This window comes from Desulforhabdus amnigena, from assembly GCF_027925305.1.
Classification (GTDB): domain Bacteria; phylum Desulfobacterota; class Syntrophobacteria; order Syntrophobacterales; family Syntrophobacteraceae; genus Desulforhabdus; species Desulforhabdus amnigena.
Window position 1 is genome coordinate 3,033,180 of record NZ_BSDR01000001.1, and the last position, 15,591, is coordinate 3,048,770.

13 protein-coding genes and 2 riboswitches are annotated in these 15,591 nt (G+C 50.1%); of the genes, 6 read left to right on the forward strand and 7 right to left on the reverse strand.

The genetic code is table 11. The features are described from left to right. Positions 1 to 35: 35 nt before the first annotated feature. Both QMG16_RS12895 and QMG16_RS12900 read right to left on the reverse strand, forming a co-directional pair. The gene (locus tag QMG16_RS12895) at positions 36 to 1,112 is read right to left on the reverse strand and encodes a flavin monoamine oxidase family protein (protein WP_281794775.1); all 1,077 of its coding nucleotides are present in this window, start codon (positions 1,110 to 1,112) and stop codon (positions 36 to 38) included. Between the two features lie 265 nt (positions 1,113 to 1,377). Beyond that, entirely contained in the window at positions 1,378 to 1,824 is a 447-nt protein-coding gene (locus tag QMG16_RS12900) for a CGGC domain-containing protein (protein WP_281794776.1), read from the reverse strand. Between the two features lie 334 nt (positions 1,825 to 2,158). Here QMG16_RS12900 and QMG16_RS12905 point away from each other — a divergent pair, with 334 nt between their 5' ends. Beyond that, complete coding sequence (locus tag QMG16_RS12905) at positions 2,159 to 3,055, forward strand: DMT family transporter (protein WP_281794777.1); 897 nt, start codon at positions 2,159 to 2,161, stop codon at positions 3,053 to 3,055. Between the two features lie 517 nt (positions 3,056 to 3,572). Here QMG16_RS12905 and QMG16_RS19630 read toward each other — a convergent pair. The 4 genes from QMG16_RS19630 to QMG16_RS12920 all read right to left on the reverse strand — a co-directional run bounded on the left by QMG16_RS19630 (position 3,573) and on the right by QMG16_RS12920 (position 10,302). Beyond that, the gene (locus QMG16_RS19630; RefSeq protein WP_373878678.1) at positions 3,573 to 3,821 is read right to left on the reverse strand and encodes a 4Fe-4S binding protein; all 249 of its coding nucleotides are present in this window, start codon (positions 3,819 to 3,821) and stop codon (positions 3,573 to 3,575) included. A 279-nt stretch (positions 3,822 to 4,100) separates the two neighbouring features. Next, positions 4,101 to 7,064, reverse strand: a complete 2,964-nt coding sequence (locus tag QMG16_RS12910) for an ATP-binding protein (protein ID WP_281794778.1) — start codon at positions 7,062 to 7,064, stop codon at positions 4,101 to 4,103. A 637-nt stretch (positions 7,065 to 7,701) separates the two neighbouring features. Continuing rightward, the gene (locus QMG16_RS12915) at positions 7,702 to 8,415 is read right to left on the reverse strand and encodes a hypothetical protein (protein ID WP_281794780.1); all 714 of its coding nucleotides are present in this window, start codon (positions 8,413 to 8,415) and stop codon (positions 7,702 to 7,704) included. A 99-nt stretch (positions 8,416 to 8,514) separates the two neighbouring features. Beyond that, positions 8,515 to 8,590: riboswitch (cyclic di-GMP riboswitch) on the reverse strand. Positions 8,591 to 8,640: 50 nt separating this feature from the next. Beyond that, a riboswitch (cyclic di-GMP riboswitch) is annotated at positions 8,641 to 8,716 on the reverse strand. Between the two features lie 185 nt (positions 8,717 to 8,901). Beyond that, on the reverse strand, positions 8,902 to 10,302 hold the full coding sequence (locus QMG16_RS12920; protein WP_281794782.1) for a DEAD/DEAH box helicase: 1,401 nt from the start codon (positions 10,300 to 10,302) through the stop codon (positions 8,902 to 8,904). A 719-nt stretch (positions 10,303 to 11,021) separates the two neighbouring features. On the opposite strand from QMG16_RS12920, the gene QMG16_RS12925 reads away from it, so the two are divergent. Beyond that, on the forward strand, positions 11,022 to 11,222 hold the full coding sequence (locus tag QMG16_RS12925) for a cold-shock protein (RefSeq protein WP_281797085.1): 201 nt from the start codon (positions 11,022 to 11,024) through the stop codon (positions 11,220 to 11,222). Positions 11,223 to 11,324: 102 nt separating this feature from the next. On the opposite strand, the gene QMG16_RS12930 is transcribed toward QMG16_RS12925, so the two are convergent. After that, positions 11,325 to 11,543, reverse strand: coding sequence for a hypothetical protein (locus QMG16_RS12930; protein ID WP_281794783.1), 219 nt, complete (start codon positions 11,541 to 11,543; stop codon positions 11,325 to 11,327). Positions 11,544 to 11,612: 69 nt separating this feature from the next. Between QMG16_RS12930 and QMG16_RS12935 the strand changes: the two genes are divergently transcribed. From QMG16_RS12935 to QMG16_RS12950, 4 genes are all read left to right on the forward strand, one after another. Continuing rightward, on the forward strand, positions 11,613 to 13,013 hold the full coding sequence (locus tag QMG16_RS12935; protein ID WP_281794784.1) for a deoxyribodipyrimidine photo-lyase: 1,401 nt from the start codon (positions 11,613 to 11,615) through the stop codon (positions 13,011 to 13,013). A 437-nt stretch (positions 13,014 to 13,450) separates the two neighbouring features. Further along, positions 13,451 to 14,527 (forward strand): carbohydrate porin, encoded by a 1,077-nt coding sequence (locus QMG16_RS12940; protein WP_281794786.1) that lies wholly within the window; start codon positions 13,451 to 13,453, stop codon positions 14,525 to 14,527. Then, a complete protein-coding gene (locus QMG16_RS12945) occupies positions 14,502 to 14,849 on the forward strand; it encodes a carbohydrate porin (RefSeq protein WP_281794787.1) in 348 nt (115 codons plus the stop codon). Before QMG16_RS12940 ends, QMG16_RS12945 begins: the two co-directional genes overlap by 26 nt. Positions 14,850 to 15,076: 227 nt before the next feature. Beyond that, on the forward strand, positions 15,077 to 15,589 hold the full coding sequence (locus tag QMG16_RS12950) for a deoxycytidylate deaminase (protein ID WP_281794789.1): 513 nt from the start codon (positions 15,077 to 15,079) through the stop codon (positions 15,587 to 15,589). Positions 15,590 to 15,591: the final 2 nt, after the last annotated feature.

Here is a 15,591-nt window from a genome sequence, read left to right on the forward strand (position 1 = left end):
ATTCCCCGGTTGACAGAATCAACCGTCAATCGAAATTATATCGCCATTGCCGCGCGTTCGGCAGCGACCAGGGCACCTTCCAAATAACCGCCGTGTTGCATGGCGGTTTCCGTGCCGGCAAAAAGGATAGTGCCGTCCCAAATAGCGGCTTTGCCGGCCGGAGGGTGATACAATGGATGCTCGTACATGGGCGGCTGGTCAAACTCGGTGGCGGTAAATGGTTCGCGCGCCCAGTCCTGGTAAAAGAAGGCGGTCGGCTGGGCTGCCGGTCGGCCGAAGATGAGGGCCAGCTGCGCCAGAATCGCTTCGGTCAACCGCGGCTCCTGGTTACGCTGAACCGCCGGGATGCCCACAAAGCCGGTCAGGCCGTAGGGACCGGCACCATTGTTGGAGCCGTCATGGATTTCACTCAGCGGCCCCCGTTCACTGAATGCCTGTCCCGACAAGCCCATCTGCCGCCAGAAAGGTTCCTCGTAAAAGGCGCTGAATTTGGCCTGGCCTGCCATCCAAGTGCCGATTTTCAGCATGGCCTGGGTCAGACCATACGACAGTTCGGGGGTGAAGAGAATGGTGGCGGCGGCCAGGCGCGGCGGCAGGGCCAAGATGACGTGACGGGCTCTAAACTGCACCCATGGATCTTTTTCCAGTTGCCCAACGCTGACCAGAGCGCCGGAAGATATTTTTTCAATGTGACACACCGGGTGGTTCAAGAGAATGGCGTTTCCATCGATACGTCTACAGAGCGTTTTGATCAGCGCCGCCATACCGCCACAAAGCCTAAAGGATGGCGGATCTGTTGCATACCCTCTGACGGTTTGCACCGCACCGTCGAAGCGCTGAAAGCGGCCCAGACCCTCTTCAAACTCGCGAAACCCCTCAAGACCTAGTGTTTGAATCAGCTGTGCCAGTTTCGGATGAATCGAGGGCCAATACCAGGAAGGTCCCAGGTCCGCGTAAAACCCATGATGCTCGGGGCATAAAATCCTGCCGCCGATACGTTCGCGCGCTTCCAAAACAATAAAAGAAACCTTTTTTTGAGTGAGCAAACAGGCGGCATAAATGCCGCTCAGGCCACCCCCGACAATAAGGGTATCACATGTTTGTATAGACATGTCACCAATGTTTCCGATCAGTTCGGCAACGGATGAGGATCGGGCGCTACCGGGTCAAGTCGCCTCTCCGTCGATCAGCAATTCTCATTTTGAAAAACCTGCACCCCCCTCCCCCCTGGGGGGAATTTTTAGAACAAAGTCCCCCTTTGAAAGGGGATTGAGGGGGATGTCGCAAATGCCAGTATCATGAAAGACGCCCAAAATGAGAATTGCTGCCATCCGATACCAGAGGATAATATAAAAATACACTCACTTTCATTGTTTCCTAGTTATAGGCCAATCGAGTCTTTTCATCGGTCAATGTTGGTTGGATAATCTCTTTCCACTCAGGAGCGTCCCATGTTCCCAACCGAGTGTGCATATCAAGGTATTTCTGGGGTATAGGGTGTGTACCATAGACGACTTCAAGACCATATCGCGTTTTTATAAAATCATGAAAATAGGTGATATAAGGGCATGGAGGATAACCTACCACAAGGCCGGTAGCAAGATGCACTTTCTCTGCTCCATTGCCTTTCATTTCCTCTACAGCATATTCAACATTGCCGCCGGGGCACCCATCGCAAGTGGTATACCCAACGACTTCAACTTCCATATTCTTGTACCGGCTAAAGGCACCTTCTCTGTTACGCAATGATCTTAAGCACTTCCCACCAGCACACCTGCGATACCGATCACAGATAATTATGCCAATCTTTGCTTTTTCTTTCACGGTTTTTTCTCCTTTAGTTGTATAAAGTGAGCAACAAACTTAGTACCGAAGATCGTAAATATGCGGCCATTTCTTTGCAGGAACGGCTTCCAGCCGTGACAGGAACCGGCAACCGCATAACCTTGTCGCGGCAAGATGCCGCTCCTACGAAAACAATGGATAAACGGTTGCGTAATTACGAAGACCAGTACTTAGCATAATAGAAGATAGGACACTACCCCGGTATACCGGGACCAAGGTTTTTACTAACGATACACGAAATATGGCGGGTATCCCCCGCAACATGCTATGGCCTGCGACGGGAAGCCGTTTTAGCCAGCTAAAGGAAAATGCTTTGAACGGAAGAGTTGAGGTGCTGGATTCCAAGGCCATTTTAGTTTTAGTGGTGCTCTGCGCGAGTTGGGGGTTACAGCAGGTAGCCATCAAGATCGCCAATGTTGGCATATCCCCGGTTCTTCAGGCTGGAATTCGTTCAGCCGGTGCCGCCATGCTGGTGTGGATCTGGATGGTTATTCGCAGGAAGGCGTTTCTGAACAAAGACGGCACGTTCTGGTGGGGCATTGGAGCGGGTCTACTCTTTTCGGCAGAATTCATCCTGATTTACTGGGGGCTCCAGTTCACCGTTGCATCCCGCGCAGTAATCTTTCTTTACACCTCACCTTTTATTGTCGCTCTGGGAGCCCAGCTCTTCATACCTGGCGAATCTCTGAGAAAAACTCAGGTAGCAGGTCTCTGCTGCGCCTTTTGCGGTGTGTTTGCTGCTGTTGGCGAATCGTTGCAGTCTCCTTCCGTCCGCATGCTGATCGGCGATGGCATGCTTGTGGGTGCGGCAGTGTTCTGGGGGGCAACGACAGTTCTGATCAAAGCCGGTCCACTCTCCCGAATCTCGCCCAGCAAAACCCTGCTCTATCAGCTTAGCGTATCCGCCATGATTCTGCCGCTGGGATCCCTGTGCATGCACGAATCCGGCGTCGTCCAGATAACTCCAGTGATTGCAGGTAGTCTAATTTACCAATCCGTCTGGATCGCGTTCATCACTTACTTGGCCTGGTTCTGGCTTGTCAAGAAATATCCGGCCTCCCGCCTGGCATCGTTCACGTTTCTCACACCCCTGTTCGGAGTGATCGCCGGAGGCGTACTGTTGGATGAACCCATCACGGCAATGCTCCTGTTGTCACTTACCCTGGTGGCTATAGGGATCTACCTGGTGAATCGTCCCTTCGGAGAGTAATCCTCCTGAACCAATTGAATGGCATGTCCTGGAAAGTCAAAACCGAAAGACATTGGCTGAACTTTAGCCAAAGGAAATATGGCATCATGACGTTTTAGTTCTTAATTTTCGGCCAAGCCCTTCAGTTATCCCCTCGATGATGGAGTGGTCTCAAGAAAAGATGAAAAAACGGTAAAGATATGTAATCCATGATAAGGAGGTCACGACCATGAACATAAGACAAGTTTTATCTTTCGCGCTTTTGCTTCTCATTTTGCTGTCTTTTGGATGCACCGGCGGCGCCATTTATAAGGCAAATATGGAGACCGGTCCAAACCGTTTCGGGTGTGAAGGCGAGACGCCCAGCCCTTATCCGCCATACTGTCATCCACACCACTAAGCGATCAAGAGATGCATCTCTCCGGCACATGTCAACAAAACCTGGTACAGCCGGGGCCGAAAGAACCCAGCGGTTCTTTCGGCCCCGGCAAAGGATTTGAGCATTCAAAAATTGCAGAGGGACTTCCGCCGGGCAGTACTAGGTAACATGCTTCATTTGGATAGCATCCAATGGGCAGGCCTTAATGCACTCCCAGCATCCCATGCACATGTCTTGAAAAATTATCGGTGGTTCAAAAACACCATCTATCTGTTTGATAACTTTATGAGTGCAAGCCGATACGGCCACACAAACCCCCTTTCCAGGATTACATTTCCCGGGGTTGCACCTTTCATAATCCACCATCGCAAATGACTTTTTGGGTTGCAGACTCATTCTTTCATCCATCTATTGGCAATTCACTGACTGAAATTCCATACGCCAGCCGAGGGAGGTTTAAGCGGTAACCGTTTACCGCAAAGGATGCAGGGAGCGCAAAAAACAAGGGAAATTTTAAAACATGCTCTTTTCCCCTTTTTTGCAACATCTGCGGATATACAAATACAAGTGAACGGTTACCCTAAATATAACCCATATCGCCTGCGCCGACACGACGGTGTCTATTGGCGCGGCTTCAGGACGATGGAACTCCTCGCCAGGAGAACTATTCTAGTACAGGTGGGTGTTTCACCGGCTACACCTGCCATTGTGAACATATTTGTCGAGTTCCTGCCGCACAGCCTGACCAATCGCCTTCAGCAGGTATGGCTTGCGCACATACGCTCCTGCTCCAAGTCTCTGAGCTTCGCGAACCCTGTCGGTTTCTGAAAAGCCACTGGCAATGATCGCTTTCTGGCCTGGATGAAAAGCTAGAATCTTTTTGTAAGTATCCAATCCGTCCATGCCCGAGTCCATGATCATGTCCAACACCACAAGGTCTGCCTGGTGGGTTTCCAGATAAGCGACCGCCTCTTCCCCGCTCGGAACCGCCACAACGGTATAGCCCAATCGAGTCAGCATCAACCGGGCTAAATCGCGCTGCTCCCGGGCGTCATCCACCACCAGGATGTTTTCACAGCCCCGGTAAATGTCGAGAGACGGCTCTACAGGAAGCTGCAAAATGTTTCCACGGGAGGCGGGAAAGAACAAGGTAATTGTAGTGCCTTTTTCGGGAACGCTTTCCACATTCACGTATCCCCTGTGATCTTTCACCGTGCCCCAAACCACCGCCATCCCCAGGCCGGTGCCGCTTCGTCCCATCTTCTTCTTGGAATAGAATGGTTCGAATATCTTTTCCACATCCCCCGGCGGGATTCCCTCTCCATTGTCACTCACCGATAAAACCACATAATCACCTTCATCCACCTTTTCATAGCCCCCGATGGCGCTGTCGACATATTGATTTCTCGTTGAGACAGCGACAGCACCCTTTCCGTGGATCGCCTCGACGGCATTGTTGACCAAATTCATGATGGTTTTGGAGAGATGAACCGCAGACCCAGAAAGCGGCAATAGATTCGGTTCGAGATCTATAGTGAAATGGATGTCGGGATGGGACGATTTGAGTTGAATGTATTCCGGGCTGAGTAAGTAGTCATTGATGATGGAGTTCAATTCGAGAATGTCCCTTGTCACGATGCCACGCCGGGCCAGCGTCAAAAGGTCATTGACAATGGCTGCGGCTTTTTCACCCGATTGCTTGATGACCTGGATCGGCTTACGCAGTGGACTGCTTTCCGGCAGATCGAGCAGCAAGAGTTCGGGATAGCTTACAATACCGCTGAGGATATTATTGAGATCGTGAGCCACTCCACCGGCCAGAGTCCCAAGGGCTTCCATTTTTTCCGCTCTGTGCAGCCTGGCTTCAAGATCCTTTTTTTCGGACTCCGCTTGTTTTCTTTGGCTGATATCGTGTATGGATCCTATGGTTTTGACAGGGTTGCCCTGTTCGTCATATAAAACCATGGCGTTCAGCGAGCATGGAATACGGGCGCCGCTCCTGCTCCGCATCATCACCTCAAAATCGGCCAATCGGCCTTTTTGCAGCAACGCTCTCATCAACTGCTCCCTCTGGCCGGGATCATTATAAACCCTGTAAATGGAACGCCCGATCAACTCCTCGCGCTTGAATTGCAGGACCTTCTCAATTGAGGGACTGGCTTCCCGAATGACTCCATCAAAGTCTGCTTCGAAATAGACATCGACAATATTTTCAAAGATCCGGCGATACTTTTCTTCGCTTTCCCGCAAGGCTGATTCGACCTGTTTGCGTTCCTCAATTTCTTTACGAAGCTGCAGGTTGGAAACGGCTAGATCTCGCGTGCGTTCTTCCACCCGGGCTTCCAATTCATCCTTCTTCTTTTGAATTTCGCTTGTCAGAGCCTCGTTTTCCTGGAACGCGTTTTTCACGGCATCGAACCAGGGTCTCCAGTGTTTCGGCAATGCAGGTTTTAGGGCGAAAGGTTCATCAAGGCTTCGCGCCATAATGTAGCCGGCGAATTGCTCCGCGGGCACAATGAAAAAACGGTGGGAACTTATCAATACAACGATAACCAAGGCCGGCATCATTACCAGGATCAGGAGCAACCCGATGCTCGTATTTTCATTGATGGCCGTCCACTTGGATCTATGGGGTTCGAGGTAGACAAGCTGCCAGGGAGCCTTTTTCAGATGGCTCTTTAGGATGATCCCTTTTTCAGTCGCAGTGATCACCTGATCTGGAATACCGTCCAGGATGCCACCCGCTTTCATACCCAGGAGTTGAAAAGCCTCTCCCAGACCTTTTGTCCGTTTGTCGTGAGAGGAAATCAAAGTCGGATGAGCAACAAGCTGGTCTCGGTCGTTTATGACGAACATCTCTCCCCTGCCCTGGTGAAATCCCTTGACGATGGAATTAAGGAAATCCACGGTCAAATCGATTGCCACCGTTCCCGTGAACCGGTCTCCATCGTAAACCGGGGCCGCACAGGTGGTCATCAAGCCTTTTCCGTATTCATCAACATAGATTTCCGTCCAAAAGAGATCACGCTCCGGATTGTTTTTAGGCCGCCCGAACAGGTAAAACTCATGACGGTAGAGGTCTGGAGAAAAATTAAATTCCTGAGAAGGTATCCATGGGTAAATATTGACGAATCTATTGCCTGAAATATAGTAAATCCAGGCGGCATTCTTCAGTGAGCTCCCAATGGCATGGAAGTGGGGAGTGAGACGCAGCGCCATGTATACTTCACGGTAGAAATCACGGGACCGCTTATCAAGCGATCCCTCACCCGTAAGATTGCCGACCTCTTCTCTCCTCAAGGCCGGCGGTAATACATCCAGGTTGAAACTCTTCTCTGAAGGGTCTTCAACAAGAGAGGCAAAGGCCTGGGGCGGGATAGGTATTTCAAGTTGTCGAGATTCTTTCAAATCCGCCTCTGCAGATACCCTCAGGGCATCCACGAGCAGAGTGACTTCTGTCAACAAGCTATCGAGATGAGAGACCTTCTCATTGAAGTGATTTTGAAGAAGTTCCTTTTCATGTACCGTATTCAGCTTGTACTGATTGATGGCAAGAAAAATGAAAACCGCCATAAGCAATGAGAAGAGCAGAGCGATAAAGGAGGTGTAGCGCGCATGAAACCTGACAAAACTGCTATTGCCAATTGCCATGGGATTCTTTACCTTTTCACATTGATTTGAAATTTGGGAAGTCGGAACGTGCAGCGATAACTTGCTGGATGGTGCCGTTGGAAAATGGGAGAGAAAAATTCACAACAAAGATCGCTCTTTAGAACACGTACAAATTTGGCAGCCAATCCCGTTGAACGCACACTTAAATCCAATACAGTTCAGTTAAGCGGAAAATGCGGTCACTTAGCGTTTTTGATAGTTGCTGAAATGGCTTCAGCGCTGGCATCGCCGCATCGAAAATTATAATTGGATTCCTTACCTGAACTGTATTGCACTTAAATCATAAGGCACCGGCATTGTCAATCGATCGGCTTTCCTCAAGCAACTCTTGCGCCAGTGTCGCGAAAAGCAACGCAACATTTTTCATGATATTCAATTGACCTTGCCGAAGATATGGGAGCTGGCGATTTTGTTCGGATTCGTGCTGGACAAAAACTATCCGTTCAGTTTGCAACCGGTGAAAACCGGTATCCAGTGTTTTTAGTGGCTTACAAAACTCCTGGACCCAGGTCTCACCGGGGCAACGACTTTTTACAAATCCATCAAAATTACAGCTAAATTGGAGAGCTTACCCAAGTGGAAACCTCTGCGATGAATTCACCGGCATTCAATCCGTTTATCTAATTTCGGGCCAAAGTGGGCTAGGGCGAGATCGAGTTGTCTTCGCCAGTACGTGCTCTCTTGATGCGATCATAGGGATTTGGGCGAACTGCCGTCCTTTGTTCTTCAGTACTTCAATTCGATCCTCTGAAGAGAGGTATATGCTCTCGAATTTTATGGGAATAAAAGGCACGATTTGGAAAGAAACCGGCATCATTAAACCTGAATTGCTATGTGCGTGAGAAAAAATAAAAGCATGCCCTACTTCATGCAGCAGCGTGCGCTTGTCCAGATGTTTGACTACAATATATCGCCTGTATGTGTCGTCGATGCATCCTTCCCAGGCCCCCACGAGATTCCTTGTCAAAAGTTCTCCTGTCGTCCATCTGGTAAACCCAATGGCCAAATCAAATTCATACCCTTCGGTTGATCTTGCGAGTTCTTCGAGCATTGGGATAACATCTCGATTTTCCCATTGGATCCAAATATATTTTAAGGGAATGAACGTTATCCCAACCTGCTCACGGAATATCTCGGAACATTCCTGAAGAAATTGGTCTATTTGATCTCTGGTATGGCTGCCATCCGAAGCGACGAGGATTTTTAATTCTCTAACGGGCTGATTCTGAGCCATAAAGTCTGAATCATTCATTTGATTCTTCACGGTAGCACAAGCAGAAAGAATCAACAAAAAAACCAGTAATACATGGAGTCTCAATGTGTTCTTCATACCAGTCCTCCTTTCCAAATCCGGGATTCATCCCCTTCTAGAATTAGACAAGCCTGGACCACTTCACACACAAAGACAAAAAAGCCGGGCGACCTCTTCCAAGGCAACCCGGCTGTCTCCTCAAAGACCCGTGGCTTTCCGTCCCCACCTTACAATGGGTTTGGCTTTAGCTGTATCAAGGTATTGTTTGGCAAGTACAAAAACAAAAAGCCGGGCGACCTCTTCCAAGGCAACCCGGCTGTCTCCTCAAAGACCCGTGGCTTTCCGTCCCCACTTTACAATGGGTTTGGCTTTTCTCTTTCGTTTTAGATAGGCATTGTTACTACCACGTATATACATAAAGGTCATACGATTACAAGAAAAAAGATCCTGATTGCCATAATAAATTTTTTCAACATTCTTTATGAGCTTCGATACCCTCTACCCTGTGACATTTTCTATCATGCAGTACTTCGATAGACCGGCATCTTCCACCCATTCGATTTCCTACATAAAAATTCGTTTCTTCGGCTTTGGGTCTTCAGTCCGGCCTGCAAGAGCGGATCTGCCGCTTCGGTATTCCACCGTCACATCCCTATCTCGTTTGATTGCACCGCGCTTTTCGAGTCCCGAATATCCGCCGGTTTTGTCCGTCTCTTTATAACTGAAGGGACGGTTCTGGGATCTGGCATTTCTGCCGCGGCTTTCCCTCCCCCTGGCGTGCACGCCATCACGGATATTCTTCCGGTCACTCCCTTGTCTTTGCATGGGATACGCCGGCTCCAGACCGGGAATCACGCTCATCGGCAGGTTCTGTCCCATATAGCGCTCGATGCGGTTGAGGTAAGGCAGGTCCGCGCGGGAAGCAAAAGAAATGGCAATACCGGACTTCCCTGCACGGCCCGTCCGACCGATACGATGGACGTAATCCTCGGCAAAGCGGGGCAGATCGAAGTTGATCACATGCGTGATCCCCGTAACGTCCAACCCACGGGCAGCGACATCGGTGGCCACCAGCAGCCTGATTTTTCCGCGGCGCATGTTCAGCATGGTGCGATTCCTGGCATTCTGGGTCATATCCCCGTGAAGGGCCGCCGCAGAGTACCCCTGTGCGTTGAGGGCGTGGGCCAGACTGTCGGCATCCCGCCTGGTGGCGGAAAATATGATCGCCCTGGTCATAGTGCTGTCCGCGCAGAGATGCTGGAGCATACGGTTCTTATGGTTTAGATTGTCCGCCAGATGCAATCGCTGCTCTATCCTGTCATGCGTGATCTCACCGGGGGCAATCTGAATCCTTTCCGGATTTTTCATGAGCCCCTGGGCGAGTCTGGTCATTTCGCTTCCCACTGTGGCTGCAAAGAGAAGGATCTGGCAACTCTTGGGCACGGTGGACGAAATTCTTTTGACGTCATCAATAAACCCCATATCGAGCATACGGTCGGCTTCATCCATGACAAGCATTTCGAGTTGGGACAAGTCGATGCGGCCACGTTCCATATGGTCCAGGAGCCGACCCGGAGTTGCAACGATCATGTCCGGCCTTCGGGAAAGCCCCTTGATTTGTTCGCCAAAAGGCATGCCGCCGAAAATGGCGACACTTTTCACTCGCAGGTATTTTCCGTAGGTGCGCGTCGCCTGAGTCACCTGGTCCGCCAGCTCCCGGGTGGGAGTAAGCACGAGAACGCGGAGACCGGATTTGTGCCCTGGGTTATCCACGGACAACCTCTGGAGGGCGGGCAGCACGAAAGCGGCGGTCTTCCCGGTGCCGGTCTGCGCCGAGGCGATGATATCATGTCCCGCAAGGGCCTTGGGGATGGCTTCAGCCTGGACTTGAGTCGGTTTTTGATGGCCACATTGGGCGAGAGCTTTGAGAATGGGTGGTGCTAACTGCAGTGCTTCAAAAGACATAAAGTGTAAAATCCTTAATCCTTTCTGAATCAAAACCAGGCCGCTCCAGCGGTTCAAGGGAAATCCCATCGCTTGACGCAAAATGGCTTGCCTGAATCTTTGCGCCATAAACGCAGAAACGGAGGGTGAGAAACAGAAAATCATTCTGGGGTTGAGACTACCAGGCTGTAGAGGAAAACCCGCGCCACGAAAAGCGCTTGCGGCTACAACACAATTGAAAGGACTGGCATGAAACATCGTCGCCAACCAAATGTGCTGCCGTAGAGGAAAAGAAATCAAAAGGCAAGGGGTCAGTGATCGATGGAACTTAAATTTGCTAATGCAAAAAAGCGAAAACAGTCCGCAAAACCGTTTTCGTCGAGGTCTCAAACAATTAAGTTTTTATTATACAGCCACATCTTCAAATGACAATCTGTTTTTTAAAGCTTTCTGAAAAAGAAAACAAAAATCAAGTATTCGAGCAAGAAGCTTTTTAGCATTACTTCATTGCTCGCAAGGCTACTCCGGGCCATTTTTAAACGCGCCGGTGAAAGCTTTTGCTCTTCTCGACTTGCCTTTTTGTGTTTAGGGCTTATAATACTTTCCAGATTCAAGAAGTACGATATTTTGGGTTATTTGGGAAATCGGTCTTTCGCAATGAACAGAGCGCTTCCAGACTAGCTTCAAAGTAACGCACCGGTAAAAACAACATGTATCAAAAGATTTGAAAGGAATTGAAAATGGCGGAAGGCCGAGTGAAATGGTTCAATGATCAAAAAGGCTATGGATTCATCGCGGATGACAGTGGAAAAGAATTATTTGTTCATTTCAGCGCCATCGAAGGTGAAGGTTTTAAGAGCTTGCAGGAAGGCGACCGTGTAAGCTTTGATGAAGAAAGAGGAGCCAAGGGCCCTCAAGCCGTAAGAGTGAGAAAACTCTAGTAGAACTTTAAAAGATTCTATTAGCTTGCAAAGAATAGAAGAGCCGGAGTGAACCTCCGGCTCTTTGTTTTTGCGGAGCAGGATTCCGTAAGGGACAGCCCATCACTTTTCCGGTTCACGAAGCATGGCATTGGGATTCATATATGGATCCTGAACACACGTCCGGCAATAATAAAGGATCATAACTGTGCCACAACCATGCCCATGTAATTCAAGATGGGCACATTTCCGGCACAAGGGGATTCCACATCCCGAGCAGGTGGTGAAAAACTCGCGTTCTCCGCACATGCCGCATACCTTCTCGTCTTCTTTCGTTTGCATCGCCGGCTCCTTTCAAGCTTTGGCACTGTTCATGGGCACATCTATACTCGAAGTTTGAGGAGAAAAGAAATGGCAAGCCCAGGCATTGAGCCCGAACGCATTCAACAACTCAATGAGCGCAATGTTCAAAGGGGCGATTATGTCCTCTACTGGATGCAGCAGTCGCAAAGAGCTGAATATAATCATGCCCTTGAATATGCAATACAACGCGCCAACGATCTGGGTCAGCCATGCCTGGCCGCGTTTGGACTCATGGACTCATATCCCGAAGCGAACTTGAGACATTATACCTTCATGCTGGAAGGCCTCAAGGAAACACGGGAGACCCTGGCCGAAAGAGGCATACTATTGTTGGTGCGTTTCGGCAACCCCTTCGATATCGCCATGGACCTCGGGCGGAAGGCTTCCCTCATCGTGTGCGACCGCGGCTACCTGAGGCATCAGAAAGCCTGGCGGGAAAAAGTAGCCGAGCAGGCGCCCTGTCTTGTCATGCAGGTGGAATCGGACATCATCGTTCCAGTGGAAATAGTATCGAACAAGGCCGAATATGCGGCACGCACCATTCGTCCGAAAATTCAACGGCATATGGACTCTTATCTCAAGGAACCGGCTCCGACACCCCTGCAAAAAGGATCCCTCGGGATGCCTCTGGATGGAGTCGACCTCAACGATCTGCCGAAGATACTGGCACAACTCAAAATAGATCGAACGGTATCCCCTGTCAGCCCGCACTTTCCTGGAGGCGCCAGAGCCGCCAGGCGTTTTTTCCAGGAATTCCTGGAGCACAGATTCTCAAGGTACGCAGCCCATCACAATCAGCCCCAGACCGACGACGTGTCGCACATGAGCCCATATCTTCATTTCGGTCAAATTTCCCCTCTTTACCTGGCGCTTCGAGCCAGGAACGCACCCAACACATCCGATGAAAGCAGGGAAGCCTTCCTGGAAGAGCTTCTCGTTCGGCGGGAACTGGCCATCAACTTCGTTCACTACAACCCCGATTACGACGCCTTTTCCGGCCTCCCCGAGTGGGCAAGGCAGACCCTGCTGGATCATGCGGGCGATAAACGCGAGCACCTCTACACGCAAAGCCAGTTGGAGAGAGCCGCAACCCACGACGAATACTGGAACGCGGCAATGGAAGAGATGAAGATCACCGGCTATATGCACAACAGCATGCGCATGTACTGGGGAAAAAAGATCCTGGAATGGAGCCGCACTCCCGAGGAAGCTTTTTTGACCACACTGACCCTCAACAACAAGTACTTTCTGGACGGTCGGGACCCGAATTCATACGCCGGTGTGGCCTGGATCCTTGGCCTTCATGACCGCCCCTGGAAAGAACGCCCCATATACGGAAAAATACGCTACATGTCCGCATCCGGCCTGGAAAGAAAATGCGACATTCGGGCTTACGTGCAAAAGGTTCGGAAGCAAGTGGAGAAGCCTTCACAAAATAGCGCAGATTAATGCGGCAACCGGTATTCAAATCTATTGGGTCGGTTTCACCCCTCTCGCGGCTGGAAGCCGCTCCCAAAAAACCCGCAAAATTGAGGATGCAACTCCTTCCTGCAGCCGCTTCAAAAGAGCCGTACTCAATTAAATCTAACCACCTCTCATACTTTTCCTGGGTCCGCTCCGCCCCTTGAATTTAGATCTTCATGATGCCATGACCTTAATTTTCATGGCCATATGTTTTATGTTGACCCATATTCAATATACTGATAGATATCCAGCCAATTTATTTGCCAGAAGGCAATATATGTAGGTTTTCCATACAGAATGCACTGCATGAGGCCACGAAGGCTTTCAACCGCCGACAAGGGGGTTAAAAGCCTTCGTGGCCTTTTTGTTTTGGGGGGAGGGGAAATAAGGCTGCAAAATTCAAAAAAAGGGAGGATCAAAAGGTGCGTAAGCTGCTATGGGTTTTCATTGTGATCTTGCTGAGTACGGGAGCGGGTACTGTTTGGGCGGATGATTCGGAAATCCTCAGGGAATTGGAAGCCTTGAAGCGGAAAGTTCAGGAACTGGAGGCCAAGCTGAGTGAACAGGAAGCCAGGAGCGATTCTGTTTCTGCTCAGAAAGAATCCCATACTCCACCGCCCGTTCGTGGTGAAGAACTGGAAGCAATACGGAAAGGTGAACAAGAAACGGAAGGAACTCCCCAGCCCACCGCCGCGAACGAATCGGAGGGCACCCCTCTGCGCGGTGAGGAACTGAAAAGCATTCAGGAAACCATCAAGGAAAAGCTGGGCACATTGCGCATACATGGTGGAGCGGTGGGATACTATCAGGGACGCAATGGTGTAGACATTGAAGGCATGGACTTCAAAGACGCCAACGGAGCCGGTTTTGCTGCAGATCTCGAACTCACGTTCGAGCCTTTCAAGAATGGGGAATTTTTTATGAGGGCCCATGCCGGCGAGGGAGACGGTGCCGACAAGGACCTTTCCGATAACGGTGCACTCTTCGCCAATCTCAACACTATTGCAGATGACAATGTCGGTGATGAGGGGGTGAGTCTCCTGGAAGCGTTCTACACGCAGCAATTTTTTGAGAATCGTTTCTTCATTTCCATCGGCAAAACCGAGCAGGTCGTTTTCATCGACGACAACGCCTTTGCCAATGACGAATACACACAGTTTGTGGGAAAGCCTTTCGTCAACAATCCGGTATTCGACAGCGAAGACGAATATGCTCCCCTGCTGGCTTTGGGCGTCTCACCTCTAAAGGAACTGACATTCACTTTTCTCGTGCAGTCCTCTTCACGGCCCCGGCTCGAGGAGGATCAGCAAAAAAGCAGATATGAAGACATCTTCGATACCCCGTTCCTTGCAGGACAGATGACCTACTCGCCTGAATTCTGCGGATTAGAGGGCAACTACATATGGCTGGGGAGCCACCTATCAGCACCCGAATGTTGCAGGCGAAAGTACCGAGAGAGGTTGGGGAGTGGGATTGAGCCTGGATCAGCGCGTCCATGAAAAGGTGGGACTGTTCGCGCGCCTGGGATACCAAAACGACGAAGTCTACGAAGTCCCCTGGTTCTGGTCCGTGGGAAGCAACCTCAAGGGAATCATACCCTGCCGGGGCGATGACGAAATCGGTCTCGGAGTCGCGGGCCTCAAAGCCAATGACGATCTGAAACACGACGGAACGGAATATCATTTGGAAGCTTATTATCGCATCGCTCTATCGGAATATTTCGCCATAACCCCGGACATTCAGTATGTCATCAATCCACTGGGCAATGACAGCAACGACGACGTGGTTGCCGGCATGGTGAAAGGGCAGTTCAGCTTCTAGGGGAACTGGTGAATTCCAATAATCAATCCTTGTCTCTCATCAAACATGTGAGCTTCCGGCTACCGGGGCTCACATGCGTCCCATTGTTTGCAAGACTTATATTGGATATATCCGGAAAACATTCGCAAAGAAAATATTTCCCCGTTTTTCATGCAAAGCCAGTTGATTGAACGTGAGCAAAAGATTTATGCTTTATGTTAAACGCTACTTGCGAGGAGAAAACAGAATTGAGCAAAGATCAATACTACCTGCGTATCGCCCAGGCAGTGGCATCGGAATCCAAATGCCTTTCGAGGCAAATAGGAGCCATCCTGGTCAAGGACAAATCCATCATATCCACCGGTTACAACGGCCCTCCGCGTGGAGTTCCTCATTGCAACGAAAGGTATACCTGCGATGCCTATCTGCTGGAGAGCCTAGAAAAAGTCAACGGCCCGAGAGAATACGATACCACCATATGCCCGCGGCGGGCCATGGGGTTTGGAAGCGGCGAGGGGCTGCATTTTTGCATTGCAAGCCATGCGGAGGTCAACTGTATCAACAACGCAGCCAGGCAGGGGATAGCGACCTTCGGAAGTACCATGTATCTCTCGTGCGATATTCTTCCCTGCAAGTCCTGTCTCTGTGAAATCATCAACGCCGGAATTCAAGAAGTGGTCGTTGTCGAATACAACCCCTACGACAGAACCAGTCTTTTTTTGATCGAACACAGTGGACTGCGCATTCGGACCTATGAATGAAG

Coding starts and splice junctions, on each gene's coding strand:
- QMG16_RS12920 (WP_281794782.1), bottom strand. CDS start 10,302: ATGTCTTTTGAAGCACTGCAGTTAGCACCACCCATTCTCAAAGCTCTC.
- QMG16_RS12930 (WP_281794783.1), bottom strand. CDS start 11,543: ATGCAAACGAAAGAAGACGAGAAGGTATGCGGCATGTGCGGAGAACGC.
- QMG16_RS19630 (WP_373878678.1), bottom strand. CDS start 3,821: ATGGATGAAAGAATGAGTCTGCAACCCAAAAAGTCATTTGCGATGGTG.
- QMG16_RS12935 (WP_281794784.1), top strand. CDS start 11,613: ATGGCAAGCCCAGGCATTGAGCCCGAACGCATTCAACAACTCAATGAG.
- QMG16_RS12910 (WP_281794778.1), bottom strand. CDS start 7,064: ATGGCAATTGGCAATAGCAGTTTTGTCAGGTTTCATGCGCGCTACACC.
- QMG16_RS12895 (WP_281794775.1), bottom strand. CDS start 1,112: ATGTCTATACAAACATGTGATACCCTTATTGTCGGGGGTGGCCTGAGC.
- QMG16_RS12925 (WP_281797085.1), top strand. CDS start 11,022: ATGGCGGAAGGCCGAGTGAAATGGTTCAATGATCAAAAAGGCTATGGA.
- QMG16_RS12915 (WP_281794780.1), bottom strand. CDS start 8,415: ATGAAGAACACATTGAGACTCCATGTATTACTGGTTTTTTTGTTGATT.